Origin of the sequence: Streptomyces sp. NPDC057280 (assembly GCF_042668605.1) — a bacterium.
In the GTDB taxonomy this organism is placed as follows: domain Bacteria; phylum Actinomycetota; class Actinomycetes; order Streptomycetales; family Streptomycetaceae; genus Streptomyces.
Map to the genome: position 1 here is coordinate 58,342 of NZ_JBHUYR010000009.1, position 26,310 is coordinate 84,651.

A 26,310-nucleotide genomic window follows, 5' to 3' on the forward strand; every position below is an offset into this window, starting at 1 on the left:
TACGGAACATCCGTCCGGTTAGGCTCATGACATGCATGCCTGGCCCGCTTCCGAGGTCCCCGCCCTGCCTGGTCAGGGCCGCGACCTGAGGATCCACGACACCGCGACCGGCGGTCTGGTCTCCCTCGACCCCGGTCCCGTCGCCCGTATCTACGTCTGCGGCATCACGCCGTACGACGCCACCCACATGGGGCACGCGGCGACCTACAACGCGTTCGACCTCGTGCAGCGCGTGTGGCTCGACACCAAGCGGCAGGTTCACTACGTCCAGAACGTCACCGACGTCGACGACCCGCTCCTGGAGCGTGCCGAGCGGGACAGCGTCGACTGGGTCGCCCTCGCCGAGAAGGAGACGGCCCTCTTCCGCGAGGACATGACCGCCCTGCGGATGCTCCCGCCACAGCACTACATCGGCGCCGTCGAGGCCATACCCGGCATCGTCCCGCTCGTCGAGCGGCTCCGGGACGCGGGCGCCGCCTACGAACTCGAAGGCGACATCTACTTCTCCGTCGAGTCCGACCCGAACTTCGGCAAGGTCTCCAACCTCGACGCCGCCGCCATGCGGCTGCTGTCCGCCGAGCGCGGCGGCGACCCCGACCGGGCGGGCAAGAAGAACCCGCTCGACCCGATGCTGTGGATGGCCGCCCGCCCGGGCGAGCCGAGCTGGGACGGCGGCTCGCTCGGCCGCGGCCGACCCGGCTGGCACATCGAGTGCGTCGCCATCGCCCTCGACCACCTCGGCATGACCTTCGACGTCCAGGGCGGCGGCTCCGACCTCGCCTTCCCGCACCACGAGATGGGCGCCTCCCACGCCCAGGTGCTCACCGGCGAGTTCCCCATGGCCAAGGCGTACGTCCACGCCGGCATGGTCGCCCTGCACGGCGAGAAGATGTCCAAGTCCAAGGGCAACCTCGTCTTCGTCTCCACGCTGCGCCGCGAGGGTGTCGACCCGGCCGCCATCCGGCTCGCCCTGCTCGCCCACCACTACCGGGCCGACTGGGAGTGGACCGACCAGGTGCTCGAAGACGCGGTCGCGCGGCTCGGACGGTGGCGTGCCGCCGTCTCCCGCCCCGACGGCCCCGCCGCCGAGGCGCTCGTCGAGGAGATCCGCGAGGCCCTCGCGAACGACCTCGACGCCCCGGCCGCGCTCGCCGCGGTCGACCGCTGGGCGGCCCGCCAGGAGGAGTCCGGCGGCACGGACGAGAGCGCCCCCGGCGTCGTCTCGCGCGCGGTGGACGCGCTGCTCGGCGTCGCGCTGTAGCGCCGGAGTACCGAGAAGGGCGCTTCCCCGGTGCGGGAAGCGCCCTTCGTGTCACCCGGTGCCGGTCAGATCCTGCGGATCTGGATGCTGCGCAGGATCTGCGGGGTCTGGGAGTCCCAGATGCCGATGACCTGGTGCCCGAAGGCGAACGCCTCCTGGACCTGGTCGTGGGTCTGCGGGTTGGGGTTGAACAGGACCCTCAGCTGACCGCCGACCAGCAGGCCGATCACACTCGGCTGCCCCGGCAGCGGCTGGACGACGTCGATGTAGCCGCTGGCGATGCCGGCCTGGAGGGCCTGTGTCTGCACCTGCTGCTGCACGTACTGCACGGCGGCCTGGGCGATCTGGTGGATGTGCTGCTGCACCTGCTGCTCGACCTGTTGCTGCTGCTGGCCCAGCTGCTGCTGGCCGAAGCCCTGCTGCTGGGTGAAGGGCTGCTGGCCGAGCTGCTGGAGCAGCTGCTGGTAGGGCTGCTGCTGGCCGAGCTGCTGGAGCTGCTCCAGCGAGCCGCCGAAGCCGCCCATGCCGTACGGCTGCTGCGGTTGCTGCTGGTACGGAGAGGTGCTCGGGAACTGCTGTCCCTGCTGTCCCTGCTGTCCTTGCTGTCCCTGCTGTTGTCCCAGTTGGCTCATCTGCGGGGTGGTGCTCATGCGGGTGTCACCTTCCCTTGATGGTGGGGATGTGCTTCGTCAGCCCGAGACGACCAGGCCGACGATCTCGTCGTCCGCGAACCACACGCGGACGTCGGGCCGTCCTCCCGCGAAGGCGGAGTGCACCGCCTGGCGGATCTCGGGGGACGGATGGTTGAGGTTCCGCCAGCCGCCGGCCACGAACAGCCGGAGCCGCGGTGGGAGTTCACGCGGATAGGGCAGCAGCTCGTCCCAGTACCGTTCGGCCTGGCCGGAGCCGACCGCGTGCGGCAGCAGATGGGTGACCGCCGCCTTGATGTCGGGCCGGTTGCCGATCCGCTGGGACGCGGGCCGGCCCGGCGCGTCCTGCTGCGGTGACCCGGTCGCCCGCAGCATCGCGCGGGCCCGCTCCGGGGACATCGGCGCCTGGCCGGCCGCCTTCAGCATGCCCTGGAGCGCGGCCAGCGCGCCGACCACCATCGGTGAGGCCGAGGACGTCCCGGAGAACGTGTCCGTGTACCAGGCGATCTCCTCGGGCCCGCCCTGCAGGTCACCGGGCCGGTCCCAGAAGCCGCCGGTGGTGGTGACCTCGCGGCCCCAGCCCTGGGCGTCCACGCGGGCACCGTAGTTGGAGAACGCGAGCCGGGAGCGGTCCGGGCCGTGGTCGCGGCCGTGTGTGCCGGGCGGTGGGGCGCCCGCGCCGACCAGGACCGCGCCGGAGGACTGGTTGGACGGGTTGAACGGGTTGCGCCACCACTGCGGGAATCCGTCCGGGCGGTGCTCGTAGACGGCGTCGTCGAGGGACTCGGCCCCGTTGCCCGCGGCAGCCACCACGAGCACGCCCCTGGCGGTGGCGTACCGGACGGCCGCGAAGTCGTCCGGCCACCATTCGAGGGCGACGTAGCCCCTCTGGTCGTCGCGGTCGGCGAAGTCCAGCCGCGGTCCCGGGCGGTGCAGCTCGACCAGCACGATGTCGCCGGGGCCGAGCCGGTCCGCCGCCGCGTGGACGGCGGCCGCGGTGCCGATGCCCTGGAAGGACGCGGCGGCCGTCACCGCGTCCGGCGCGATCCCCGTGACCCCGTGCTCGGTGCGGTCGCCGCCGATCACGCCGATCACCGCGGTGCCGTGGTTGCGCCAGGCCAGGTCGGTCAGCGGGGTGCCGACCACGACGCCGGCCAGCTTGGCGGCCAGGTCCTCGTGACCGAGCTGCCAGGAACCCTCGACGTCGATCACGGTCACGCCCTGACCGGTGCCGCCGGGCCGCTGCCAGGCCCACTGGGCGTCGATCCCCTCGGGGGCGGGGCCCAGATAGCCCTGTCGGCCGCTGAAGTCCGGGGTGACCGGGGCGCCTTCCTTCAGCCGACCGCTCTCCTCGCCGACCTGACCCAGAGATGCGGGGACGGCGCCCGGCTTCACGTACGCGGTGTCGATGCCCGGCAGCGCGGCGATCCGCGAGCGCAGTTCCTCGGCGCGGCTGCGGTCGCCGCGGACCCGGTAGAACAGCGCGAGGTCGGGCACGTTCTCGGTGTGCGCCGTGGCCGACTGCCGGAGCCTCTCCTCGCTGCCGAACAGGGGTTCCAGGGCGAGCTGTTCGTCGCTGAGGAACATGTTGAGGGCCGAGACGTCGGCACCGGCCGCCGACCGTACGCCCTCGGCGCCGGCGCGCAGCCGGGCCTCGGGGCGGGCGACGACGATCAGTTCCTGCTCGGCTCCTCGGTAGGTGAATCCCGCTCCGTCGGGCCCCGGCCCGGACGCTCCCGGGCCCTGCGCCGGCTGTACCTGGTCGCTCATCGGGTACCGCTCCCTTCGGTCCTTGCGGGTGCCTGGTTGCGGGGGGTGCGTCTGCGGGGGGCTCGGTGCGCCTCCGGGGGACAACCAAGCACCGGAACGGCCCCTCGTCCACCCCGCGTTCGCCAACTCGGTTTGAAATCAAGTTGAACGGGGTACCGCGTGCAATCCGTCCTGAAACAGATGTCACGCCGCAATCCGGCCAGAGACTGCGGAGGTGACGGTCATGTGATGGGGTGAGAGCGTCTGTTGACCGTTCGGCCGGTGACCGCCGGCCCCTTGGCAGAAGGACGCACAGTGGCACCCACAGCACGTTCCTTCGCACGTAGAAGACTGCTCACCGCAACCGCGGCGCTGACCGGAGCGGCGCTGCTCGGCGGCACCGCGCACGCGGCCGAAGCGCCGAAAACCGCCTGGCCCGACCAGTTCCCGCTGCCCGACGGCTTCCAGCCCGAGGGCATCGCCATCGGCGGCAAACCCTTCGCCTACTTCGGCTCCCTGGCCAACGGGGACATCTACCGGGCGCACCTGGCCACCGGCCGCGGCTCCGTCGTCAGCAAGGGCCTCGGCGCCGGCCACCCCACCGTGGGCCTCAAGACCGGCCACGGCCGGCTGTTCCTCGCCGGCGGCGCCAGCGGTGAGATCCGCACGGTGGACCTGCACTCGGGTGCCATCGAGAAGGTGTACGCCACCGGCGGCAGCTTCGTGAACGACGTGATCCTCACCCCGGGCGCCGCCTGGTTCACCGACTCCTTCAAGGCCCAGCTCTACCGCGTGGCCCTCGGCAGGCACGGCGCGCCCGGCGCCCTCACGACGCTGCCCCTGTCCGGCGACTGGGTCCAGGGCGACGACTTCACCGCCAACGGCATCGAGCGCACCCCCGACGGCCGCGCCCTGCTCGTGGTGAACTGCTTCGCCGACGGCGGCACCCTCATGCGGGTCGACCCGCGCACCGGAGCCGCGACCGCCGTCGACCTCGGCGGCGCGAAACTCCCCAACGGGGACGGCATGTTGCTGCTCGGCCGGACCTTCTACGTCGTCCAGCAGGCGCAGAACGCCATCGACGTCTTCCACCTGAACGCGGCCGGCACCAAGGGCACGGCGATCACCCGGATCACCGACCCGCGCTTCCGCATCCCGACGACCGTCGCGGCCTGGGGCGACCGGCTCTACCTGCCCAACGCCCGCTTCGACGTGGAGCAGCCGACTCCCGACACCGACTACGACGCGGTGGCGGTACCGCAGGTCTGACGCCTGCCTCCCGGCACGAAAAAGGGCGGTGCACGCGAGGCGCACCGCCCTTCCCCGTCTCACTCGTCCGACGAATCCTCGCCGTCGGCTCCCGTCTCCGTACCCGGCTCGGGGTCCGTGTCCGCGCTCGGCTTCGGCGGCTTCGGCGGTCGCGTACGACCGCTGGGGTTGTCCCGCAGATACGACGTACCGTCGCCGCTCTCCGTCGCGTGCCCGCCCGGCGGGCTGCCGCCGTCCCGGCGCCGCAGATACCGCTCGAACTCGCGGGCGATCGCCTCGCCCGACGCCTCCGGCAGTTCGGCGGTGTCCCGGGCCTCCTCCAGCGTCTGCACGTACTCGGCGACCTCGCTGTCCTCGGCGGCCAGCTGGTCCACACCCACCTGCCAGGCGCGCGCGTCCTCGGGCAGCTCGCCCAGCGGGATGCGCACGTCGATCAGGTCCTCGAGCCGGTTGAGCAGGGCCAGCGTCGCCTTCGGGTTCGGCGGCTGCGACACGTAGTGCGGCACCGCCGCCCACAGCGACACGGCCGGCACACCCGCGTGCGTGCACGCCTCCTGGAGGACGCCGACGATGCCCGTGGGCCCCTCGTACTTCGTCTCCTCCAGGTCCATCCGCTGGGCCAGGTCCGGATCGGACGTGGTCCCGCTGATCGGGACCGGACGCGTGTGCGGGGTGTCACCGAGCAGAGCGCCCAGGACCACGACCAGCTCCACGCCCAGTTCATGGGCGAAGCCCAGCAGTTCGTTGCAGAACGAGCGCCAGCGCATGGACGGTTCGATCCCTCGGACCAGCACGAGATCGCGCGGCTTCTCGCCGCCGACCCGGACCACGGACAGCCGTGTCGTGGGCCAGGTGATCTTGCGCACTCCGGCGTCCATCCACACCGTGGGCCGGTTCACCTGGAAGTCGTAGTAGTCCTCGGCGTCCAGCGCCGCGAACACCTCGCCCTTCCACTCCCTGTCCAGATGCGCGACCGCGGTGGAGGCGGCGTCGCCGGCATCGTTCCAGCCCTCGAACGCGGCCACCATGACCGGGTCGATCAGCTCGGGAACCCCCTCGAGCTCGATCACCCAGTGCCTCCTTCCGACGTGCCCTCCCGTACGCCCCAACCTTACGGCGTCCAGCGGGGGCGTCCGCAGCCCCCTTGCACGGGGGAGTGAACGCATCACTGCCCCATCAGCCACCCCGGAACACCCCCCGGTCATCCGAGCTGTGCCGGATCACCCTGCACGGATGTCACGTGGACCGGTCGGTGACCCGGGTAGACGTCGGATGACGGTGAGTGATGCGAGGGGGCGTCACAGTGACGCGCGCAGCCACTGCTCCACGCTCGCGATGTGCACCGTCGCCCAGGACCGTGCCGCCTCCGCGTCCCGGTCCCGCAGGGCGGCGAGGATCATGCGGTGTTCGTGGAGCGTGCGGCTGACGGCGTCCTCCTGGGTCAGGCCGCGCCAGATCCGGGCCCGGGTGGTGGGGCCCGACAGGCCGTCGAGGAGGGAGCACAGGACCGAGTTGCCGGAGCTCTGCACGATGCCCCGGTGGAAGTCCAGATCGCTGGCGACCAGCTCCTCCACCGACGGGTTGTCGCCGAGCTTGTCCAACTGGGCCGAGAGCGCGTCCAGTTGCTGCTCGCTGACCCGGGTCGCGGCCATCCCGGTCGCGGCCGGCTCCAGGATGCGGCGCACGGCGAGGAACTCCAGGACCGTGTCGTCGCGGTGGAAGTCGACGACGAAACTCAGGGCTTCCAGGAGGAGTTGGGGGTCGAGGCTGGTCACGTACGTGCCGTCGCCCTGTCGCACGTCCAGGATCCGGATCAGCGCCAGGGCGCGCACGGCCTCGCGCAGGGAGTTGCGGGACAGCCCGAGTTCCGAGGCGAGTTCGGACTCCTTCGGCAGCCGGTCGCCGGGGCGCAGGGCACCGGAGACGATCATGTCCTTGATCTTCTCGATCGCCTCGTCGGTCACTGCCATGGCCGGCCTCCCTGTGGTTCACGCGCATGTCCGTCGAGACATCCGATGTCTCACATCATTATGGGGGTGGGAAGAGCGCCGTGGGAGGAAAATCCCCGGTCAGACCAGTGCTTCCAGGTCGGCGACCACGGCCGGCTCGTCCAGCGTCGTCAGCACTCGGTCCCGCATCAGCACCCGCCCGTCGACCACGGTGTCCCGCACGTCCGCCGAGTGCGCGGCGTAGGCGAGCGTCGACCACGGGTCGTGCAGCGGCCGCAGATGCGGGGCGCCCAGGTCGAGGACGACGAGGTCGGCCCGCTTGCCCGACTCCAGTGAGCCCAGCTGCGCCGTGAGCCCGAGCGCCCGCGCACCCTCGATCGTCGCCATGCGTACGGCCTGTTCGGCGCCGACGAGGGTGGGGTCGCCGCCCGCCTTGTGCACGAGCGCCGCCTGCCGCACCGCCCCCAGCACGTCCAGCGTGTTGGAGCTGACGGCCCCGTCCGTGCCGAGCCCGACGGTCACCCCGGCGCTCAGCAGCCGCGGCACCGGCGCGATCCCGCAGCCCAGCTTCAGGTTGGAGACGGGGCAGTGGGCGACCGAGGTGCCGGTGCGGGCCAGCACCGCGATCTCCGGGCCGGTGAGGTCCACGGCGTGCGCGAGCAGCACGTCGTCGCCGAGCAGCCCGAGCGAGTCCAGCAGCTCCACCGGCCGCTTGCCGTACTTGACCTCGACCGTGGCGACCTCGGTGGCGTTCTCGGCCGCGTGGATGTGGATCAGGGCGCCGAACTCCCGTGCCAGGGCGAAGATCTCGACGAGCTGGTCGGGGGAGAGGGTGTACGTCGAGTGCGCGAACACCACGGGCCGGTGGCCGGGGCGGACCGGGCCGCGCGCCACCAGATCCCGGCGCGCCCATTCCAGCCGGTCCCCGTACGCGATCGCGTCCGGCGGCTCGGGCACATCCATGAAGGTGGGCCCGGTGTGCAGCCGCCAGCCCGCTTCACGGGCCGCCTGCTCGGCCGCCTCGTGGAACCAGTACATGTCGAGCGCGGAGGTCACCCCGGCCCGGACGCTCTCGGCGATCGCGAGCCGCACCGCCGCCGCCACGTTCTTCGGCGCCAGCAGCCGGGCCTCGGCGGGCAGCACCCGCTCCAGGAACCCCTGGAGGGTGACGTCGTCGGCGAGCCCGCGCAGGAGGGTCATCGCGAGGTGGGTGTGCGTGTTGACCAGACCCGGGAGGACGAGACAGCCCTCCGCGTCGATGCGCTCCGCGGCCGTGAATCGCGCTGTCAGCTCCTCGGCGGGGCCGACGGCGACGATCTCGCCCTCGTGGACGGCGACCGCCCCGTCCCGTACGACGGTTCCGGCCTCGTCGACGGTGAGCACGTCACCGCCGTGCACCAGCAGATCGATGCTCACAGTCCGTACTCCTCGGCCAGCAGCCGCAGCGCTTCCAGCGACACGACGGCTCCCTTCTCGACACCGGCGGCGACCACGTCCCGGTGCGGGTCGTAGACGCTGGTGCCGTCGTCGTCGACCAGTTCGTCCGCGTTCGCCCCGTCGACGACCAGCACACCGCCCGCGACGAGCCCGCGCAGCGACGCCGTGACCAGCAGCGCGGAGAGCTCCATCTCGATGGCGGCGAGGCCGGCACCGTCGTAGGAGAACAGCGGCAGCAGGCCGGGCTGGAACACCGCGCGGGTCCAGACGACACCCCGGTGGTGCGGGGCGTCGGCGGCGCGGGCCGCGCGCTGGAGCGCGAAGACGGCCTCTGGGGAGGAGACCGCCGGGTACTCCGGCGGCAGCAGCTGCTGGGTGACGCCGTCGTCGCGGACGGCCGCCTCGGCGATGACGAGGTCACCGTCGGCGATCCCCGGCTTCATCGCACCCGCCGTACCGAACCGCAGCAGCACCCGTACGCCCGCGTCCGCGAGCTCCTGGAACAGCAGGATCGCGCCCGGCCCGCCCACCCCGTGCGAGGCCACGACGACCGGCAGGCCCTTCCAACTGCCGCTGAACACACGGTATTCGCGGTGGTACGACACCTCCTCGGCGCCGTCGAGCAGCGCGGCGACGGCCGCGGCGCGCGCAGGGTCGCCGACGACGACCGCGTGGGCCGGCAGGCCGGTGCGGGGTATGCGGGTGATGGGCAGCAGGTCCTGCGTCATGAGGCGGCTCCGGTGGACGACGGACGGACACGGCGACGACGGCGGGCCGTGGTGAGGAAGAGGGCGCCGAGCGTGACGACGTACGGCGCGGCATCGGTGGCCTGTTGGGGCAGGCCGAGGCCCTGGAGGCGGAAGCCGGCCGCCTCGGCGAGGCCGAAGAGCAGGGCGGCGAGCAGGACGCCCAGCGGCAGGGCGCGGCCGAGCATGACGGCGACCACGGCGATCCAACCACGGCCCGCGGTCATGTTCTCGGTGAACAACGTGACGTTGCCGAGCGCCAGTTGGGCACCGGCGAGACCGCACAGGACGCCGGAGAGCAGTACGGCCGCGTACTTGTACTTCGCGGGACTCACTCCGAGTGTGGCCGCCGCGTCCGGAGCCTCGCCGACCCCGCGCAGCCTGAGCCCCCACACGTGCCGCGACAGCATGACCGCGGCCACGCCGACCGCCGCCCACGACAGATAGGCGAGCGGACTCAGACCGCCGGTCAACGGCAGCCCGGCCAGTGACGGATCGTCGAAAGTGCCCTGCACACCGAAGATCGTACGCAGCAGGAAGCTGGTGAGGCCCACGGCGAGGAGGTTCATGGCGACACCCAGAACGACCGCGTCCCCGCGCAGGGTCACCGTGCCGACCGCCAGGATCAGCGAGTAGGCCGCCGCCGCGAGGGCCGCCGCCAGCACGCCCAGCCAGGGGCTCCCGGTGAACCAGCTCGTCGCCACGGCCGTGAAGCAGCCCATCAGCATCATGCCTTCGAGGCCGATGTTGAACACGCCCGCCCGTTCGCAGATCGCACCGCCCAGCGCGGCCAGCAGGATCGGGGTCAGCGCGCGCAGCGCCGACATCAGGAGATCGGAGTCGAAGAACATCACACCGCCTCCTTGCGACGGTTGAACCACCGGCGGGGGAAACGCAGTCGGGCCGCGAGGAACACGATCACGATCGCCTGGAGCACCTGCGTGAGTTCGCGCGGCACCTCCGTCGTCCGCTCCATCGCCAGGCCGCCGACCTGGAGGACGGCGAAGAAGAAGGACGCCACGACCGTGCCCAGCGGGGCGGCCGTCGCCAGCAGCGCGGCGGTCAGCCCCGTCCAGGTGTAGCCCGGTGCGGTCAGCGAGCCGTCCACGAAACGGTACGGGAAGCTCAACACCCCGATGGCGCCCACGAGTCCGGCGGTCGCGCCCGACACGGACATCAACTTCAGGGTCAGGCCCCGGCGTTCGACACCCGCGTAGGCGGAGAAGCGGGCGTTGAGGCCGGTCATACGGATCTCGTACCCGATCGCGGTCCGCCGGTCCGTGAACCAGTAGGCGGCCGCCGCCAGGCCGACCAGAACCAGCCCCCAGGTGACCGTGGAGTCGCCGAACGCGGGCAGCGCCACCCCGTCGGGCAGGGCGCGGGTCTGCGGGAGGCTGGAACCGGGCTCCTTGAGCGGGTAGCGCGCCAGATAGGAGGCCAGCGACACCGCCGGGTAGCTCAGCAGCAGGCTGCTGACCAGCAGCGGAACGCCGAAGTGGTTCTCGCACAGGGCGGCCAGGGCGGCGTACAGGGCACCGGCCGCCATGCCCGCGAGGAGGGCGAGGACGACGGTGAGGGGCGCCGGCAGCGGTGCGTACAGGCCGGTCACGGCCGCCGTGATGCCGCCGAGGACCATCTGACCGTCGCCGCCCAGGTTGATGAGCCCGGCCCGCAGCGGGATCGCCAGCGCGAGCGCCATGCCGAGCACGCTGGTGCCGGTCGTCAGCGTGGAGCCGATGCCGTCGGCGCCGAGCGAGCCGGTGAGGACCGCCTCGTAGGCCGCGATCGGGTCCGCGCCGGTGCCGACGAGGAAGAGGGCGCCGATGAGGACGCCCGCGAGCACGGAGAAGGTGAGGGGGGAGCGCAGGGCTCCCGATATCCGGTCGTTCATGTCAGTCGACATCCGATTGTTCATGCCGGTCGGCGGCGCCCGCCGTGACCTGGCCGCCCGCCATCGCGAGGCCCAGCGTCCCTTCGTCCGCCTCGTTCTTGTCGTACGACGCCGTGATCCGGCCCTCGTACATGACCAGCACCCGGTCGGCCAGGCCCCGGATCTCGCTCAGTTCGGCCGAGACGAGGAGCACGGCGTGACCGGCGTCGCGGTAGGCGACCAGCTGGTCGTGGATGTTCTGGATGGCGCCGATGTCGACCCCGCGGGTCGGCTGCTCGACGAGCAACAGCGGTGCGTCGTGGGCGAGTTCACGGCCGATGAGCAGCTTCTGGAGATTTCCGCCGGACAGCGCGGAAGCCGGAACCTCCGGCGCCGGCGCCTTGATGCCGAAGCGGTCGATCAACTGCCGTGCGTGCGCCCGGACTCCGGTCGGCGGGAGCAGGCCGCGGGACGACAACGACGTACGGTGATGCCCCATCGCGAGGTTCTCGGCGACGGACGCGGCAGGCGCCGTACCGACCGCGTGCCGGTCCTCGGGGACGTACGCCAGGCCCCCCAGGCGGCGTTCGGTGGCCGAGGCGTGCGTGATGTCGGCGTCGAGCAGGGACACGCGTCCCGCGGTGGTCGGCCGCAGTCCGGCCAGCGCCTCGATCAGCTCGCTCTGGCCGTTGCCCGCGACGCCCGCGATGCCGACGATCTCGCCCGCCCGCACCGTGAGCGAGGCCTCGCGCACCCCGTCGGTGGCCAGGTCGGACACGTCCAGGACCACGTCACCCGGCGTCCCCGGGGCATGGATGCGGTCCAGTTCGACCGCGCGGCCGGTCATCGCGGCCGCGATCTCGTCGGCGGAGGTCTCCGCGGTGACCAGGCGGGCCACCACCCGGCCGTCCCGCAGCACGGTCACGCGGTCGCTGCCTTCGAGGACCTCGCGCAGCTTGTGCGTGACGAGGATCACCGTACGGCCCTGTGCGGCCAGCGACTTGAGGACGGCGAACAGCGCGTCCGCCTCGGCGGGCGTGAGCACGGCCGTCGGCTCGTCGAGGATCAGCGTGCGGGCACCGCGGTGCAGCAGCTTGAGGATCTCGACGCGCTGGCGCAGGCCAACGGGCAGGTCTCCGACGCGGGCGTCCGGGTCCACGGCCAGGCCGTGCTCCTCGGCGAGGGTACGCACCCGGCGGCGGGCCGCGGCCCGGTCCACCAGGCCGAAGCGGCGCGGCTCGGCGGCGTAGACGACGTTCTCGGCCACGCTCAGCGAGTCGAACAGTTTGAAGCTCTGGTGGACCATGCCGAGCCCGGCGGCCATCGCGTCGCCCGGGCTGGCGAAGTCCGCCTCGCGCCCGTCGACGCGGACCGAACCGGCGTCGGCGCGTGTCATGCCGTACAGGATCGACATGAGCGTGGACTTGCCCGCGCCGTTCTCGCCCATGAGGGCGTGGATCTCGCCGCGCCGGACGGTCAGGTCGACGGCGTCGTTGGCGAGCGTGCCGGGGAACCGCTTGGTGATTCCCCGGAGCTCGACCGCCGGATCAGCTTGCTGCGGGGTCATCGACCGTCAGCTTCCCGGACACGATCTGGTCGCGCAGTTCCTTGACCTTCGTGAGGACGTCCGCGTGGTCGGCGATGACGCACTTCGACGTCCCGACGCCGTCCTCCAGGCCGGTCAGGCTGATGCCGCCCTCCTTCAGGCCGTACGAGACGGTCGTGCCCGCCTTGCCGTCGAGCACCGACTCGATGCCCTTCTCCACGGCGATGTCCGTGCGCTTGATCACGTTGTCGACGACCGTGCCGGGTGCCGAGGGGCACTGGTTGACGTCGACGCCGTACGCGTACGCGCCCTTGGCCTTCGCGGCCTCGAAGACGCCGTAGTTGCCCGCCGCCGCGGCCGCCATGAGCTGGTCGTAGCCCTTGGCGAGCAGGGTGCCCGCCTGCTCCTTGGCGCGGGCCGAGTCGTCGAACGGGGACTGGCCGCCGACGAAGCGTGTGTCGGTGGTGGTCTTCGGAGCGACCTTCTTGGCGCCGGCCGCGAACGGGTCGCTGTAGCGGCGGAACTGGGGCGTGTCGAGGACGTCGACCGCGCCGACCTTGCCCGACTTGCTGAGCAGGCCCGCCTCGGCGCCCGCGAGGTAGACGCCCTCGTGCTCACGGAAGACCGCGCAGCTGACGTTCTTGAACGTCTTGGTGGTGCAGGCGTCGATGATCAGGAACTGCTGCTTCGGGTTCTTCTGGGCCTGCTGGGCGACGATGTCGGCGAACTCGAAGCCCACCAGCACGACGACGTCCGGCTTGGCGTCGACCGCGGCCTGCACGTTCTGCTGCTGGGAGGCGGTGTCGGTGGACTCGTACACCTTCTGCGAGCCGTCGTGCTGCTTCGCCGCGGACTTGATGCCGCTGACGGCGAGCTTGAGGAACTCGTTCTGGCCGACGGCGTCCGGGGTGACCAGCGTGAAGGACGTCTCGCTGCCCGCGCTCGCGCTGCCGGAGTCGTTCTTCGCGGCGGCGTTGCAGGCGGTGGCCGCGGTGACGATCAGCGCGGTGGTGGCGGCGACCTGCAGGGTACGGCGGGATCTGCGGAGCATCGGGGGACCTTCCGGATACGGCGATGCGCGCTCCGTCGGGAGCGCGTGGGGGTGGTGGACGGGGTGACGCTGCGGGGACGGGTCAGCGTCGACAGCCGTCGCCGGCACACCGGCCGAAGTCGAGGAAACGGCGCTTGGTCAGCAGCACGGTCTTTCCTCCTTCGTCTCGGTCTGCGGACTGATCGCTGGACAGTAGCATCCGTTTCCGGACACCTGCTCGGTTGTCTCGAACTATGGTTCGTGCAGGTCATGTACGGTGGCGGAGACCACCGGAACATCAGGAGTGTCCCGATATGCCCCAGGAATTGCGCGCGGTCGAGTGGACCGGGGAGAGCCTCGCCCTCATCGACCAGACGCTGCTGCCGCAGCGCACCGAGACGCTGGATGTCCACGATGTGGACACCTTGGTCGACGCGATCCAGCGCCTCGTGGTGCGTGGCGCTCCGGCCATCGGGGCGGCGGGCGCGTACGGTGTCGCGCTCGCGCTGATCCAGGGGGAGCGCGAGGGCTGGTCGCAGGACGAGGTGCGCGCGGCCGTCGCCCGGGTCCGTGCGGCCCGCCCCACGGCCGTCAACCTCATGGTGTGCGTGGACCGCGTCATGACCCGCTTCGACGAGGGCCTCGGCGCGGTGCTGGAGGAGGCCGCCGCCGTCCAGCGCGAGGATGTCGAGGCGAACCGCGCGATGGGCGCCTTCGGCGCCGACTGGCTGCTCCAACTGGTCGGCGAGGACCGGCCGTTGCGCATCCTGACCCACTGCAACACCGGCGCCCTGGCGACCGCCGGCTGGGGCACCGCACTCGGCGTCATCCGTGAACTCCACGCGCGCGGGCGCCTGGAGGTCGTGTACGCCGACGAGACGCGCCCTCTGCTCCAGGGATCCCGGCTCACCGCCTGGGAGTTGGCCCAGGAGGGCATACCGCACTACGTCCAGGCCGACGGGGCCGCCGCCGGTACCGTCCTGCGCGGCGAGGTCGACGCGGCGATCGTCGGCGCGGACCGCATCGCGGCCAACGGCGACACCGCCAACAAGGTCGGCACCGTGGGCGTCGCCCTCGCCTGCGCCGACGCCGGCATCCCCTTCCTGGTGGCCGCGCCGACGACCACGGTCGACCTCGCCACCAAGACCGGCGACGACATCCACATCGAACTCCGCGGCGAGGCCGAGGTGTTGGAGTGGGGCGGGGTACGGACGGCGCCCGCCGAGTCGCGCGGCCACAACCCCGCCTTCGACGTGACGCCGGGGCGGCTGGTGACGGGGCTGGTGACGGAACGGGGCGTGCTGGAGGTGTCGGCCGGCCAACTGCCGGGCGACCACCTGAAATAGGGCCCCCGGCGACAGGAAGGGACCCCCGGCTCCCGGGGGTCCCTTCTCATTGCCGGAGAACACGGCTCAGCGCTGCGAAAGCTCCAACTCCAGCAGCCACTCCACCACTTCGGTGTGGTGCCGCGCCTGGCGCGGATCGGCACCCCACACGTACAGCCCGTGCCCGGCGACGACCACCGCCGGCATCCGCGGGTCCCGCGCCGCCTCCAGTCGGTCCCCGAGCACCTTCATGTCCTGGCTGTTGGCGATGACCGGCAGCGTTACCTCGACGTCGTGCGCGGGCTGCCCCACGCCCTTCAGCATCTCCAGGTCCTTGAACACGATCCCGCCCGGCTCGCGCCGCCCCATGGCCACGGACGCCACCGTGTGGACGTGCACGACCGCCCCGGCACCGGTCAGCGCGGCGACCCGCGCGTGCAGCTCGGCCTCGGCGGACGGCCTTCCGCCCCGCACGGCCGCGCCCTGCCCGTCCACCAACACCACGTCCGCGGGCGTCAGTTCACCCTTGTCGTGGCCGCTGGCGGTGACCGCGAGGCGCAGCGGGTCACGGGTGAGCACCACGGAGAGGTTGCCGGAGGTGCCCCGCATCCAGCCGAAGGAGGCGAAGCGGGCGGACTCGGCGGCGAGCACCGCCCCCGCCTCCTCCAGGTCGAGTGCGTTGATCTCAGCGGTCATGCGGTGCTCCCGGAAACGGCAGAAACGGTGATCTCGTCGAACGTCCCCGCCTGCGCGTGGTCGCCGACGCCTTGCTCGTAGTACGGCTCCCCGGGCCGCCGGATGCCGACCGCCTGCCAGCCGGCCGCACGGGCCGCGTCCAGCTCACCGGGCCGGTCGGAGAGGAAGAGGAGCCTGGACGGGTCGACTCCGGTCGCCTCCGCGATCCTGCGGTACGACTCCGGCTCCTGCTTGGGGCCCGCGTTCTCGGTGTCGTACAGCCCCGAGACGAGGGGCGTCAGGTCGCCCTCCGGGCTGTTGGTGAACCACGCCCGCTGCGCGGCCACCGACCCGGACGAGTAGACGTACAGCCCGAGGCCCGCCGCGTGCCAGGCGCGCAGGCGCGGTACGACGTCGTCGTAGAAGTGCGAGACGAGGTCGCCGCGGGCGAAGCCCTCGGACCAGATGATGCCCTGGAGGGTCTTGAGCGGGGTGGCCTTGCGGTCCTCGTCGAGCCAGGAGTTGAGGGCCTTCTCGACGGCCGCCGCGTCCGCGTCCGGGTCGCCGAGTTCCTCGCGGACCTGGGCGACGGCCCGCAGGACGTCCGGGTCATCGCCCCGCTCGGAGAGCAGTGCTCCGAAACGTGAGCGGGAGTACGGGTAGAGGACGTCGACGACGAAGCCCGTGGCGCTCGTGGTGCCCTCGATGTCGAGCACCACGGCGTCCACGTCGTACGACAGGCTCATGCGGAGGCCTTGTCCGCCTCGTAGCCCGCCGCGATCGTGTCGTAGTCCGGGAAGCGGGACGCGATCGTGGAACCGGTGAAGTTGCCGATCCAGCCGTCCTCCTCGTGGAAGAAGCGGATCGCGGTGAAGGAGGGGTTGGTGCCCATGTCGAACCAGTGGGTGGTGCCGCGCGGCACGCCCAGCAGGTCGCCCTTCTCGCAGAAGACCGCGTGCACCTCGCCGTTCACGTGCAGATAGAAGATGCCGGAGCCGGAGACGAAGAAACGGACCTCGTCATCGTCGTCGTGCGTGTGCTCCTGGAGGAACTTCTCGCGCGCGGCCTTCGCCTTCGCCGGGAACTCCGGGTCGTCGCTGGGGTGGAGGCCGAGAACGTCGACCGTGGTGAAGCCCTCCTCGGCGTTCAGCTTCTCGATCTCCGGGCCGTACGCGGCGAACACCGTGTCGCTGTCCGCGTCGAAGGGCACGTCCTCGCGGATCGGCCACTGCTCGTAGCGCACACCGAGCGGCAGAAGCGCCTCGGCGATCTCGGCGGGGTCCGAGGTGCGGCGGACCTGCGTCTCGGGGCCGGACTCGGACCAGGTGGTCAGCAGCGTCATGGGAACAACTCCAGGCGTCTGGAAGGAAAGTCCGGATACCGAGACAAGCACCGGACCGGCGGGAGAGGAAGAGGGACGGCGGCGAAACGCGGCGGGACAGTCGGTCAGCCGCGACACAGCGCGCGACAACAGCGGCGCATGCAGGGCATACGCAGCGCGTTCGCACGGGGTGTCGTCATCGGGGCCTCACTGTGCCGGGTCGGGTGCCGGTCCCGCGATGGTAACCCGCCCAGTCAGGTCAACCGCGTGTGACGTAGTCGTTGTCTCATCTGTTGAGAAACCGCTTCCACACCTTTGACGGATGGCTGAAATCGTTCTCATGATCTGCGTATGAAGACGCTGCTGCTCGTACGGCGGCTGTACGTGGACCTGCTCCGGACGACCACCGCCAGCTGTCGCTGACCCCTCCCGGAGCCCCGCCCTGCCCTTCTTCGGCGGTGGCGCATTCCCTTCTGCTCGTGCTCCGGGCCAGGCACCCCCTTCATCCGCTCAGCACCACCCCGCACCTGGAGCCCCGCCATGTTCCGCACCACCCGTCTGCCCCTTGCCGCGCTCTCCCTCGCGTCCCTCTCCGCGCTCGTGCTCTCCGGCTGCTCGCAGTCGAGCGACGCCTCCCAGGACACCGGCGACACCGCCGCCTCCGCGTCGGCCGCCACCGGCAAGAAGCCCGCCCCGTTCAGCGCGGGCGCGGTCAAGGTCGCCCTGGTCCGGCAGAGCGGCGCCGGCGACTACTTCGAGCAGTGGGGCAACGGCGCCAAGACGCAGGCCAAGGCCCTCGGCATCGACCTGACCGTGTACGACGCCCAGGCCGACAACGCCAAGCAGGCCACCGACCTCTCCTCGGCCATCAACTCCGGCGCCAAGGCGATCATCATCGACCACGGCTTCCCGGCCACCATCCAGCCGGAGATCGACAAGGCCGTGAAGAAGGGCATCAAGGTCGTCGTCTACGACGTCGAGACCGCCACCAAGGGCGTCGTCTCCACCAAGCAGGACGACGCCAGCATGGCCCAGGCCGTCCTCGACGTGATGGCCGAGAAGGTCGGCAAGGACGCCAAGGTCGGCTACGTCAACGTGGCCGGCTACGCCGCCCTCGACAAGCGCAACACCGTCTGGACGAAGGAACTCGCCGCGCAGGGCTGGAAGCAGGAGTTCAAGGTCGGCAAGGTCACCGACTCCACGGCCACCGACAACGTCCCCCTCGTCTCCGCCGCCCTCACCCAGCACGGCGACGTCGCCGGTGTCTTCGCCCCCTACGACGAACTCGCCAAGGGCACCGTCCTCGCCGTGCAGAACAAGAAGCTCCAGGACAAGGTGAAGGTCTTCGGCGCGGACGTCTCCAACGCCGACATCCAGCAGATGGCCGCCGCCGACAGCCCCTGGGTCGCCACCGCCGGCACCGACCCGTCCGCGGTCGGCGCCGCCGTCGTCCGCACCACCGCCCTCGAACTGGCCGGTCAGCTGAACAAGACCTCCGTCGAGTTCCCGGCCGTCGCCATCACGCAGGACTTCCTGCGCGAGAAGAAGATCGAGAACATGGACCAGCTGCGCAAGGCGCTGCCCGCGCTGAACCTGTCCCAGGTCTCGACCGCGGACTGGATCTCGAATGTCGCCCACTGAGACGACGGGGACGCCGGCGGTCGGTCTCACCGACGTCAGCATGGCCTTCGCCGGCAAGACGGTCCTGGAGTCGGTCTCGCTGGACATCTCGCCGGGCAGCGTCGTCGCGCTGCTCGGCGCGAACGGCGCCGGCAAGTCCACGCTGATCAAGATCCTCTCCGGCGTGCACACCGACCACGGCGGCCAGGTGCGGGTCGCGGGGGAGCCCGCGGCCCTCCAGTCGCCGCTGGCCGCCCGGCAGTTGGGCATCCAGACCGTGCACCAGCGCATCGGCGAGGGCATCGTGCCCGGCCTCACGGTCGCCGAGAACCTCGCCTTCGAGGAGCTCGCTCAGCGCCGCGGCAACCCCTTCCTCAACGGCGCCAAGCTGCTGGCCCGCGCCCGCGAGATCCAGGCGGGCCTGGAACTGGGCTGGGGCGACGCCCTGCTGAAAAGAGACGTCACCGAACTCGGCATCTCCGACCGCCAGTTGCTCATCCTCGCCCGCGCCCTGGCCACCCGCCCGCGCCTCCTCGTCCTCGACGAGCCGACCTCCGCGCTGTCGGCGGCCGAGGCGGAACGCCTCTTCGCCCTGGTCGAGAAGATGCGCGACGACGGCATCGCCGTCCTCTACGTCTCCCACCGCCTCGGCGAGATCGACGCCCTCGCCGACCGCCTGGTCGTCCTGCGGGACGGCCGTCTCACCGAGGACCAGGCCAGGCCCTTCGACTGGGACGCCGCCCTGCGCGCCATGCTCGCCCAGGCCCACGAGGCGACCACGGCCCGGCCGGTCCGGGACGGCGGCCCCTCCCATGAAGTGGCCCTCTCACTGCGGGGCGTCCGCCTCTTCGAGGACCGCACGCCCCTCGACCTCGACGTCCGCACCGGCGAGGTCACCGGCGTCGTCGGCCTGCTGGGCGCGGGCAAGACCGAACTGGCCCGCGGCCTGTTCGGCGCCGAACCCTTCACGTCGGGCACCGTCGAACTCGACGGCAAGGAGTTCGCACCCCGCAGGCCGGCCGACGCCATCCGCGCCGGCATCCACCTGGTCCCCGAGGACCGGCACGCCGACGCCCTCGTCCCCGGCTGGTCCCTCGCCCAGAACATCTCGCTGCCGTTCCTGAAGGCCTTCTCCCGGCTCGGCCTCGTCAACACGGCCAAGGAGGACGCCCTCGGCCGCGACACCATCGACGCCCTCGGTGTCGTCACCCGCGACGAGCACAGCACCGTCGAGGAGCTGTCCGGCGGCAACCAGCAGAAGGTCGTCGTCGGCCGCTGGCTCGCCGAGACACCCCGCGTCCTCATCCTGGACGAGCCGTTCCGAGGCGTGGACATCGGCGCCCGCCGGGACATCGGCCGCCGCGCCCGCGCCCTGGCCGCCGAAGGTGCCGCCGTGCTCGTCCTGTCCGCCGACGTCGACGAGGTGCTGGAGGTCGCCGACCGGGTCGTCGTGCTGGCCGCCGGCGAGATCCACCTCGACGCCTACGGCGAGGCCGCGGAACGCGACCGCGTGATCCAGACCATCTCGGCGTCGGTGTGACGCCCGCCGCCGCTGAAGGAAGCACCCCATGACCACAGCCCAGAGCACCCCGGTGAAGACGGCCACCCCGTCCCCCACGGCCACCCCGGCCGCGCGCGTCCAGAACGCCGTCATCAAGTACGGCTTCATCTTCGTGACGGTCGCCCTCTTCCTCTACTTCGCGCTGAGCGAGGGCTCCTTCCGCGAGTCGGCGACCCTTCTCGACACCCTGCGCTATGTCTCCGTCGCCGCCATCCTCGGCCTCGGCGTCACCCTCACCCTGGCCGTCGGCGGAATGGACATGTCCGTCGGCGCGGTCGCGGGCCTCGGTGTCTCCGTCGCCGCCCAGACGATGGTCGTCTACAACCAGGTCGGCACGGTCGCGATCCTCGCGGTGCTCGCGGCAGGCGCCGTGGTGGGTCTGCTCAACGCCCTGCTGATCGTCGTGCTGAAGATCCCCGACATGCTGGCGACGCTGGGCACGCTCTTCATCGTCCAGGGCCTCAAACTCGTCCTGGTCGACGGCCAGTCCATCACCCCCGGCATGACCCTGGACGACGGCACCACCGCGCCCGGCAAGTTCACCGAGGGCTTCCTGAAGATCGACCGCGGCACCGTCCTCGGCATCCCGATCTCCGTCCTCGTCTTCGGCGGGCTGACCATCGCCGCCTGGGTCTTCCTCGCCCGCACCCGCTGGGGCCGGGTACTGTACGCCATCGGCGCCAACCCCGAGGCGTCCCGGCTGGCCGGCATCCGCGTCGGCGCGTACCGGGCCCTCGCCTACGTGCTGTCCGGCGTCCTCGCCTCCGTCGGCGGCCTGATCCTGGCCTCCCGCATCGGCCAGGGCGACGTCTCCGCCGGCACCTCACAGCTTCTGGAGGCCGTCGCGGTTGCCCTGGTCGGCACCTCGGTCCTCGGCAAGGGCCGCCCGAACGTCTGGGGCACGGCCCTCGGCGCGGTACTGATCGGCATCATCACCACCGGCCTGACCATCAAGGGCCTGCCGTACTACACCCAGGACGTCGTCGAGGGCGCGGTCCTCATCCTCGCCCTGGTCTTCAGCTTCACGTTGTCCAAGCGCCGCACCGCATAGGGGGAGTTCACGATGGGTTACCGCATCCTGGAGACCGAGGACATCCCGGCGTACCTGCGCGAGCGCGGCCACTGGGACGAGGCCGCCGACCCGGAGGTCCGCGAGGTCTCCGACGGCAACATGAACCGCGTCTTCCTCGCGGCCTCGCCCGCCGGCACCCGCAGCCTCGCCGTGAAGCAGGCCCTGCCCTGGGTCCGTGTGGCGGGCCCGTCCTGGCCGATGAACCCGGACCGCGCCGACGCCGAGGCCCGCGCCTACGACCAGGTCGCCAAGGTGGCCCCGGACAAGATCCCGGCGATCCACGGCTACGATCCCGAGAACCACGCCCTCGTCATGGAGGACATGTCGGACCTGGAGGTCCTGCGCACGCTCCTCAACGAGGGCGCGCCGTACGGCCCGGACACCTCGGCCCGCGTGGGCGAGTTCGTCGCCCAGTTCTCCTTCGCCACCAGCGACTTCGGGATGCCCTCCGCCGAGCGCAAGGCCCTGATCGCGGCCTCGGTCAGCCCCGAGCTGTGCAAGATCACCGAGGATGTCGTCCTCTCGGAGCCGTACATCGAGCACGAGCACAACCACTGGCACGAGGGCGTGGCCGACCTGGCGGCGGAGTTCCGCGCGGACGCCCGCCTGCGCACCGAGGTCGCCGACCTCCGGCACACCTTCATGACCAGCGCCCAGGCCCTCCTCCACGGCGACCTGCACACCGGCAGCATCATGGTCGGCGACCGCGAAGGCGTCCCGGTCGTGCGGGTCTTCGACCCGGAGTTCTCCTTCGTCGGCCCGATCGGCTACGACCTCGGCCTGTACTGGGCCAACGCGCTGGTGTCGGAGGAACGGGCGCGGGCGCTGGGGTCGCTGAGCGACCACGGCGACCAACTCCGGCTGTCCTGGGAGGCCTTCGAGGCCGAGTTCCGCCGCCTGTGGCCTTCCCGCGTCGACACCTTCTTCGACGACGCCTACCTCGACCGCTTCCTGCGCCGCGTCTGGACGGAATCGGTCGGCTACGCGGGCACGGAGATCATCCGCCGCATCATCGGCTTCGCCCACCTGACCGACCTGACGACCCTCCCGGACCCGGCACCGGCGTCCCGCAGGGCGCTGCTGCTGGGCCGCGAACTGATCGTGCGCCGCGAGGAGCTGCGGGACGTCACCGCCGTACGCGAAGCCGTCGCCTCACTGGGCTGACCGTCGCCTCACTGGGCTGACCGTCGCCTCACTGGGCTGACCGCCCCCTCACTGGGCTGCCCGTCGCTTCACTGGGCTGCCCGTCGCTTCACTAGGCCGGCCCGCCGTCGAACCACTCCTGGCCGGCGGCCCAGTGCCGCACCCAGCCGGCGAAGCCGGGCGCGGAGGTCGTATGACCGAACTCCGCGCCGAACGGCAGCGCGCCCACATCGGTGACCTGCCATATGTGTCCGCGGTGCGGCCCGGTGACGATCAGGTGCCAGTCCATGCCGCAGCCGTCCGTGCCGAGGATCAGCGAACCGTGGTGGACGACCTGCTCGACGACGGCGTCCGGGTCCTCGTGACCCCCGTCGTCGTCCTCCCATGCCCACGGCTCGGCGAGCGGGAAGGGACGGCCCAGATCCTGTCCCTTGGCACTCTCGGCCAGCCCCACCAGCCCGTACTCCGGCGGTCCTTGGAACGACCCGTCCGAGATCTCCGCCACGAAGGTCCGGTACGGCTCCGGCAACACCACGCCGCGCTCCGCCTCGAAGGCGTGCACCGCCTCCCACCCCAGCGCCGAGGCACCCTCGTCCGTCACGGCGAACGCCTCGCGCAGCGCGGCGAGTTCCCCGGGGACGGCCCGTTCGATGTTCATGCCCCCATGAAAACACCCGCCACTGACAACGCGGCATGCGAAAGGGGCGGCTCCATCGGCGTGGAGCCGCCCCTCTCGCGCACCGGCCCCATAGGGGAGGAGGGCCGGGTCTCGGTCAGGTCGGCTCCCGTCAGGAGGAGCCGCGCCCTTCGAGTCGTAGCGCCTACTTCTTGTCGAGCAGGTCCTGCACCTTCGCCCGGACCTCGTCCGTCGCCAGACCCCGGATCGTCAGCGTCGTCCGGCGGCGCAGCACGTCGTCCGCCGTTTCGGCCCACTCGGTGTCACGGGCGTAGACCACCTGCGCCCAGATCTCGGGGGCGTCGGGGTGGACGCGCTCGCCCAGCTCCGGGTTCTCGTTCGCCAGCCGGGCGATGTCGAAGGCCAGGGAGCCGTAGTGGGTCGCCAGGTGCTTCGCCGTGTCGGCGGCCATGCGCGGACCCGGCGCCGGGTTGTCGACCAGCAGACGGTGCGCGACCGCGCGCGGGTTGGCGACACCGGGCAGCGGGAGCTTCTTCGGCAGCGACGAGATCGGTTCGAAGTCGTCGCCCAGCGGGTGGCCCGGCAGCGCCTCCAGCTTCTGCATGACGGTGCGGCCGATGTGCCGGAACGTCGTCCACTTGCCGCCCGCGACGGACAGCATGCCGCCCTTGCCCTCGGTCACGACCGTCTCGCGCTTGGCCTTGGCGGTGTCACCGGGCCCGCCCGGCAGCACCCGCAGACCCGCGAAGGCGTACGTGATCAGGTCACGGTCGAGCTGCTGGTCCCGGATGGAGAACGCGGCCTCGTCGAGGATCTGCGCGGTGTCCTTGTCGGTGACCCTGACGTCCGCCGGGTCGCCCTCGAACTCCTCGTCGGTCGTACCGAGGAGGAGCATGTCCTCCCAGGGGAGGGCGAAGGTGATCCGGTACTTGTCGATGGGGGTCGCGAGCGCGGCCTTCCAGGGGGAGGTCCGCTTCAGGACCAGGTGCGCCCCCTTGGAGAGGCGGATGGAGGGCGCCGCGTTCGGGTCCTCCATCTTGCGCAGGTGGTCGACCCACGGGCCGGTCGCGTTCAGCACGAGCCGGGCGTTGACGCCGAACTCGTCGCCGGACAGCCGGTCGCGCAGTTCGGCGCCCGTGACCCGCCCCTGGGTGAAGCGGAGGCCGGTCACCTCGGCGTGGTTCAGGACGACCGCGCCCGCCTCGACGGCCGCGCGGACCGTCATCAGCGCCATGCGGGCGTCGTTCATCTGGTCGTCGCCGTAGACCGCGACGGCCTTGAGGTTGTCGGTGCGCAGCTCGGGCACGTCCTGCGCCGCCTTGGCGGGGGACAGGAGGTGACCGACGCCGTCACCGAAAGCGGAGAGCGCGGAGTAGGCGAAGACGCCCGCCCCGAGCTTCGCCGCGCCGTGCGGCCCGCCCTTGTACACCGGCAGGTAGAACGTGAGCGGGTTCGCCAGGTGGGGAGCCACCTGGCGGGAGACCGCACGGCGCTCGAAGTGGTTCTCCGCCACCAGCTTCACCGCGCCGGTCTGCAAGTAGCGCAGACCGCCGTGGAGAAGCTTGGAGGAGGCGGAGGAGGTGGCGCCGGCGAAGTCACCGGCGTCGACCAGAGCCACCCTCAGGCCGGACTGCGCGGCGTGCCAGGCGGTGGAGATGCCCAGGATGCCGCCGCCGATCACGAGAAGGTCGTACGACGCCTTGGCGAGCTGCTCCCGGGTCTCGGCGCGGCTCGGGTTGGAGCCGGAGGCCGGGCGCGTACCGAGGGCAGGCACGGACTGGAGGGTGGACTGACTGGTCATTTCGGGTTCTTACTCCTCATCAGAGCGGCTTGAGCCTACGAGTGGCTCTCGTCAGCTCTCCTCGTCCTCGAGCCAGCCCATCGTCCGCTCGACGGCCTTGAGCCAGCTCTTGTACTCACGGTCGCGGCTGTCCGCGTCCATGCGGGGGGTCCACTCGGCGGCCCGGCGCCAGTTGGCACGCAGGTCGTCGGTGCTGGTCCAGAAGCCGACGGCGAGACCGGCGGCGTAGGCGGCACCGAGGCAGGTCGTCTCGGCGACCATCGGACGGACCACGGGGGCGTCCAGGAAGTCCGAGAGGGTCTGCATCAGCAGGTTGTTGGAGGTCATGCCGCCGTCGACCTTGAGGGCCGCGAGCTCGACGCCCGAGTCCTTGGTCATGGCGTCCGTGATCTCACGGGTCTGCCAGGCGGTGGCCTCCAGGACGGCGCGCGCGAGGTGCGCCTTGGTGACGTACCGGGTCAGACCGGCGATCACACCGCGGGCGTCGGAGCGCCAGTACGGGGCGAACAGACCGGAGAAGGCCGGCACGAAGTACGCGCCGCCGTTGTCCTCGACGGAGAGCGCGAGCGTCTCGATCTCGGCGGCGGTGGAGATCAGACCCATCTGGTCGCGCATCCACTGCACCAGCGAACCGGTGACGGCGATCGAGCCCTCGAGGGCGTAGACCGGCTTGTCGTCGCCGATGCGGTAGCCGACGGTGGTGAGCAGACCGGAGTACGAGTTGATGATCTTCTCGCCGGTGTTCATGAGCATGAACGTGCCGGTGCCGTACGTCGACTTGGCCTCGCCCTCGGCGAAACAGGTCTGGCCGAACAGGGCCGCCTGCTGGTCACCGAGCGCCGAGGCGACCGGGATGCCGCCGAGCAGGTCGCCCAGCTTGCCGCCGGTGACCTCGCCGTAGACCTCGGCGGAGGAGCGGATCTCCGGGAGCATGGACAGCGGCACGCCGATGGACTCGGCGATCTTCTCGTCCCACTCCAGGGTGTGCAGGTTCATCAGCATGGTGCGGGAGGCGTTGGTGACGTCGGTGTAGTGCTTGCCGCCGTTGACACCGCCCGTCAGGTTCCAGATGACCCAGGTGTCCATGGTGCCGAACAGGATGTCGCCGGCCTCGGCGCGCTCGCGCAGGCCCTCGACGTTGTCCAGCAGCCAGCGGGCCTTCGGACCGGCGAAGTACGAGGCGAGCGGAAGGCCCGTCTCGCGGCGGAAACGGTCCTGCCCGACGTTGCGGCCGAGCTCCTTGCACAGGGCGTCGGTGCGGGTGTCCTGCCAGACGATGGCGTTGTGGACGGGCTCACCGGTGTTCTTGTCCCACAGCAGCGTGGTCTCACGCTGGTTGGTGATGCCGATGGCCTTGATGTCGTCCCGGGTGATGCCGGCCTTCTGGATGGCTCCGGCGACGACTTCCTGGACGTTGGTCCAGATCTCGTTGGCGTTGTGCTCGACCCAGCCCGGCTTGGGGAAGATCTGCTCGTGCTCCTTCTGGTCGACGGAGACGATACGGCCGTCGCGGTCGAAGACGATGCAGCGGGAAGAGGTCGTGCCCTGGTCGATCGCGGCGATGAAGGGGCCGGCGGTGTGCGCGTCGGTCACTGTGTGCTCCTGAGTTCCGTGGATAAGCGGTCTGTCTACGGCTGCTTGCTACGAG

23 protein-coding genes are annotated in these 26,310 nt (G+C 71.3%); 7 read left to right on the forward strand and 16 right to left on the reverse strand.

What is annotated here, in order from left to right; all coding sequences use genetic code 11:
* Positions 1 to 31: 31 nt before the first annotated feature.
* The gene (gene mshC, locus ACFUO4_RS36495; protein WP_079308584.1) at positions 32 to 1,261 is read left to right on the forward strand and encodes a cysteine--1-D-myo-inosityl 2-amino-2-deoxy-alpha-D-glucopyranoside ligase; all 1,230 of its coding nucleotides are present in this window, start codon (positions 32 to 34) and stop codon (positions 1,259 to 1,261) included.
* A gap of 65 nt (positions 1,262 to 1,326) precedes the next feature.
* Here the strand turns inward: mshC and ACFUO4_RS36500 are convergent, their stop codons facing one another.
* The gene (locus ACFUO4_RS36500; protein WP_383493005.1) at positions 1,327 to 1,911 is read right to left on the reverse strand and encodes a hypothetical protein; all 585 of its coding nucleotides are present in this window, start codon (positions 1,909 to 1,911) and stop codon (positions 1,327 to 1,329) included.
* A gap of 39 nt (positions 1,912 to 1,950) precedes the next feature.
* Positions 1,951 to 3,681, reverse strand: coding sequence for a S8 family peptidase (locus ACFUO4_RS36505; RefSeq protein ID WP_383493008.1), 1,731 nt, complete (start codon positions 3,679 to 3,681; stop codon positions 1,951 to 1,953).
* A gap of 294 nt (positions 3,682 to 3,975) precedes the next feature.
* Between ACFUO4_RS36505 and ACFUO4_RS36510 the strand changes: the two genes are divergently transcribed.
* Complete coding sequence (locus ACFUO4_RS36510) at positions 3,976 to 4,929, forward strand: SMP-30/gluconolactonase/LRE family protein (RefSeq protein WP_079308581.1); 954 nt, start codon at positions 3,976 to 3,978, stop codon at positions 4,927 to 4,929.
* Positions 4,930 to 4,988: 59 nt separating this feature from the next.
* Here the strand turns inward: ACFUO4_RS36510 and ACFUO4_RS36515 are convergent, their stop codons facing one another.
* The 8 genes from ACFUO4_RS36515 to ACFUO4_RS36550 form a co-directional block, all read right to left on the reverse strand.
* The gene (locus ACFUO4_RS36515; protein WP_079308580.1) at positions 4,989 to 5,999 is read right to left on the reverse strand and encodes a PAC2 family protein; all 1,011 of its coding nucleotides are present in this window, start codon (positions 5,997 to 5,999) and stop codon (positions 4,989 to 4,991) included.
* A gap of 228 nt (positions 6,000 to 6,227) precedes the next feature.
* Positions 6,228 to 6,899, reverse strand: coding sequence for a FadR/GntR family transcriptional regulator (locus ACFUO4_RS36520; RefSeq protein WP_079308579.1), 672 nt, complete (start codon positions 6,897 to 6,899; stop codon positions 6,228 to 6,230).
* A 99-nt stretch (positions 6,900 to 6,998) separates the two neighbouring features.
* The gene (locus ACFUO4_RS36525; protein WP_383493013.1) at positions 6,999 to 8,294 is read right to left on the reverse strand and encodes an amidohydrolase; all 1,296 of its coding nucleotides are present in this window, start codon (positions 8,292 to 8,294) and stop codon (positions 6,999 to 7,001) included.
* Complete coding sequence (locus tag ACFUO4_RS36530) at positions 8,291 to 9,043, reverse strand: nucleoside phosphorylase (protein ID WP_383493016.1); 753 nt, start codon at positions 9,041 to 9,043, stop codon at positions 8,291 to 8,293. The genes ACFUO4_RS36525 and ACFUO4_RS36530 overlap by 4 nt, the downstream gene beginning before the upstream one ends.
* On the reverse strand, positions 9,040 to 9,912 hold the full coding sequence (locus tag ACFUO4_RS36535) for an ABC transporter permease (protein ID WP_383493019.1): 873 nt from the start codon (positions 9,910 to 9,912) through the stop codon (positions 9,040 to 9,042). Before ACFUO4_RS36535 ends, ACFUO4_RS36530 begins: the two co-directional genes overlap by 4 nt.
* Positions 9,912 to 10,964 (reverse strand): ABC transporter permease, encoded by a 1,053-nt coding sequence (locus ACFUO4_RS36540; protein WP_383493022.1) that lies wholly within the window; start codon positions 10,962 to 10,964, stop codon positions 9,912 to 9,914. The genes ACFUO4_RS36535 and ACFUO4_RS36540 overlap by 1 nt, the downstream gene beginning before the upstream one ends.
* Positions 10,954 to 12,498, reverse strand: coding sequence for an ABC transporter ATP-binding protein (locus ACFUO4_RS36545; protein ID WP_383493025.1), 1,545 nt, complete (start codon positions 12,496 to 12,498; stop codon positions 10,954 to 10,956). Before ACFUO4_RS36545 ends, ACFUO4_RS36540 begins: the two co-directional genes overlap by 11 nt.
* Positions 12,479 to 13,528, reverse strand: a complete 1,050-nt coding sequence (locus ACFUO4_RS36550) for a BMP family ABC transporter substrate-binding protein (RefSeq protein WP_079308574.1) — start codon at positions 13,526 to 13,528, stop codon at positions 12,479 to 12,481. The genes ACFUO4_RS36545 and ACFUO4_RS36550 overlap by 20 nt, the downstream gene beginning before the upstream one ends.
* A 293-nt stretch (positions 13,529 to 13,821) precedes the next feature.
* Between ACFUO4_RS36550 and mtnA the strand changes: the two genes are divergently transcribed.
* The gene (gene mtnA, locus ACFUO4_RS36555; RefSeq protein WP_383493029.1) at positions 13,822 to 14,853 is read left to right on the forward strand and encodes an S-methyl-5-thioribose-1-phosphate isomerase; all 1,032 of its coding nucleotides are present in this window, start codon (positions 13,822 to 13,824) and stop codon (positions 14,851 to 14,853) included.
* A gap of 66 nt (positions 14,854 to 14,919) precedes the next feature.
* Here mtnA and mtnB read toward each other — a convergent pair whose 3' ends face one another.
* The 3 genes from mtnB to ACFUO4_RS36570 are packed head-to-tail and all read right to left on the reverse strand — an operon-like array spanning position 14,920 to position 16,849.
* Positions 14,920 to 15,528, reverse strand: coding sequence for a methylthioribulose 1-phosphate dehydratase (gene mtnB, locus ACFUO4_RS36560; RefSeq protein ID WP_079308572.1), 609 nt, complete (start codon positions 15,526 to 15,528; stop codon positions 14,920 to 14,922).
* Positions 15,525 to 16,253, reverse strand: coding sequence for an acireductone synthase (gene mtnC / locus ACFUO4_RS36565; RefSeq protein WP_079308571.1), 729 nt, complete (start codon positions 16,251 to 16,253; stop codon positions 15,525 to 15,527). The genes mtnB and mtnC overlap by 4 nt, the downstream gene beginning before the upstream one ends.
* Positions 16,250 to 16,849, reverse strand: coding sequence for an acireductone dioxygenase (locus tag ACFUO4_RS36570; protein WP_079308570.1), 600 nt, complete (start codon positions 16,847 to 16,849; stop codon positions 16,250 to 16,252). Before ACFUO4_RS36570 ends, mtnC begins: the two co-directional genes overlap by 4 nt.
* Before the next feature lie 519 nt (positions 16,850 to 17,368).
* Between ACFUO4_RS36570 and ACFUO4_RS36575 the strand changes: the two genes are divergently transcribed.
* Genes ACFUO4_RS36575 through mtnK form a run of 4 tightly spaced genes read left to right on the forward strand, consistent with a single transcriptional unit; the run spans position 17,369 to position 22,245 of the window.
* Positions 17,369 to 18,469: a substrate-binding domain-containing protein gene (locus tag ACFUO4_RS36575; protein ID WP_383493034.1), complete on the forward strand. Its 1,101-nt coding sequence runs from the start codon at positions 17,369 to 17,371 to the stop codon at positions 18,467 to 18,469.
* Positions 18,456 to 19,988, forward strand: a complete 1,533-nt coding sequence (locus tag ACFUO4_RS36580) for a sugar ABC transporter ATP-binding protein (protein WP_383493037.1) — start codon at positions 18,456 to 18,458, stop codon at positions 19,986 to 19,988. Before ACFUO4_RS36575 ends, ACFUO4_RS36580 begins: the two co-directional genes overlap by 14 nt.
* Before the next feature lie 28 nt (positions 19,989 to 20,016).
* Entirely contained in the window at positions 20,017 to 21,060 is a 1,044-nt protein-coding gene (locus tag ACFUO4_RS36585; protein WP_079308568.1) for an ABC transporter permease, read from the forward strand.
* Positions 21,061 to 21,072: 12 nt separating this feature from the next.
* Positions 21,073 to 22,245 (forward strand): S-methyl-5-thioribose kinase, encoded by a 1,173-nt coding sequence (mtnK, locus tag ACFUO4_RS36590; protein ID WP_383493040.1) that lies wholly within the window; start codon positions 21,073 to 21,075, stop codon positions 22,243 to 22,245.
* Positions 22,246 to 22,336: 91 nt separating this feature from the next.
* On the opposite strand, the gene ACFUO4_RS36595 is transcribed toward mtnK, so the two are convergent.
* The 3 genes from ACFUO4_RS36595 to glpK form a co-directional block, all read right to left on the reverse strand.
* A complete protein-coding gene (locus tag ACFUO4_RS36595; RefSeq protein WP_383493043.1) occupies positions 22,337 to 22,882 on the reverse strand; it encodes an SMI1/KNR4 family protein in 546 nt (181 codons plus the stop codon).
* A gap of 163 nt (positions 22,883 to 23,045) precedes the next feature.
* The gene (locus tag ACFUO4_RS36600) at positions 23,046 to 24,662 is read right to left on the reverse strand and encodes an FAD-dependent oxidoreductase (protein WP_383493046.1); all 1,617 of its coding nucleotides are present in this window, start codon (positions 24,660 to 24,662) and stop codon (positions 23,046 to 23,048) included.
* Between the two features lie 51 nt (positions 24,663 to 24,713).
* Entirely contained in the window at positions 24,714 to 26,255 is a 1,542-nt protein-coding gene (glpK, locus tag ACFUO4_RS36605) for a glycerol kinase GlpK (RefSeq protein ID WP_079308565.1), read from the reverse strand.
* Positions 26,256 to 26,310 lie beyond the last annotated feature (55 nt).

Excerpts from the sequence above, each read along its gene's own strand:
- ACFUO4_RS36530 (WP_383493016.1), bottom strand. The coding sequence starts at position 9,043 with ATGACGCAGGACCTGCTGCCCATCACCCGCATACCCCGCACCGGCCTG.
- mtnA (WP_383493029.1), top strand. The coding sequence starts at position 13,822 with ATGCCCCAGGAATTGCGCGCGGTCGAGTGGACCGGGGAGAGCCTCGCC.
- ACFUO4_RS36505 (WP_383493008.1), bottom strand. The coding sequence starts at position 3,681 with ATGAGCGACCAGGTACAGCCGGCGCAGGGCCCGGGAGCGTCCGGGCCG.
- ACFUO4_RS36500 (WP_383493005.1), bottom strand. The coding sequence starts at position 1,911 with ATGAGCACCACCCCGCAGATGAGCCAACTGGGACAACAGCAGGGACAG.
- ACFUO4_RS36540 (WP_383493022.1), bottom strand. The coding sequence starts at position 10,964 with ATGTCGACTGACATGAACGACCGGATATCGGGAGCCCTGCGCTCCCCC.
- mtnC (WP_079308571.1), bottom strand. The coding sequence starts at position 16,253 with ATGAGCCTGTCGTACGACGTGGACGCCGTGGTGCTCGACATCGAGGGC.
- mtnB (WP_079308572.1), bottom strand. The coding sequence starts at position 15,528 with ATGACCGCTGAGATCAACGCACTCGACCTGGAGGAGGCGGGGGCGGTG.
- ACFUO4_RS36535 (WP_383493019.1), bottom strand. The coding sequence starts at position 9,912 with ATGTTCTTCGACTCCGATCTCCTGATGTCGGCGCTGCGCGCGCTGACC.
- ACFUO4_RS36545 (WP_383493025.1), bottom strand. The coding sequence starts at position 12,498 with ATGACCCCGCAGCAAGCTGATCCGGCGGTCGAGCTCCGGGGAATCACC.
- ACFUO4_RS36585 (WP_079308568.1), top strand. The coding sequence starts at position 20,017 with ATGACCACAGCCCAGAGCACCCCGGTGAAGACGGCCACCCCGTCCCCC.
- ACFUO4_RS36600 (WP_383493046.1), bottom strand. The coding sequence starts at position 24,662 with ATGACCAGTCAGTCCACCCTCCAGTCCGTGCCTGCCCTCGGTACGCGC.
- ACFUO4_RS36575 (WP_383493034.1), top strand. The coding sequence starts at position 17,369 with ATGTTCCGCACCACCCGTCTGCCCCTTGCCGCGCTCTCCCTCGCGTCC.
- ACFUO4_RS36550 (WP_079308574.1), bottom strand. The coding sequence starts at position 13,528 with ATGCTCCGCAGATCCCGCCGTACCCTGCAGGTCGCCGCCACCACCGCG.
- ACFUO4_RS36570 (WP_079308570.1), bottom strand. The coding sequence starts at position 16,849 with ATGACGCTGCTGACCACCTGGTCCGAGTCCGGCCCCGAGACGCAGGTC.
- mshC (WP_079308584.1), top strand. The coding sequence starts at position 32 with ATGCATGCCTGGCCCGCTTCCGAGGTCCCCGCCCTGCCTGGTCAGGGC.
- ACFUO4_RS36580 (WP_383493037.1), top strand. The coding sequence starts at position 18,456 with ATGTCGCCCACTGAGACGACGGGGACGCCGGCGGTCGGTCTCACCGAC.
- mtnK (WP_383493040.1), top strand. The coding sequence starts at position 21,073 with ATGGGTTACCGCATCCTGGAGACCGAGGACATCCCGGCGTACCTGCGC.
- ACFUO4_RS36520 (WP_079308579.1), bottom strand. The coding sequence starts at position 6,899 with ATGGCAGTGACCGACGAGGCGATCGAGAAGATCAAGGACATGATCGTC.
- ACFUO4_RS36595 (WP_383493043.1), bottom strand. The coding sequence starts at position 22,882 with ATGAACATCGAACGGGCCGTCCCCGGGGAACTCGCCGCGCTGCGCGAG.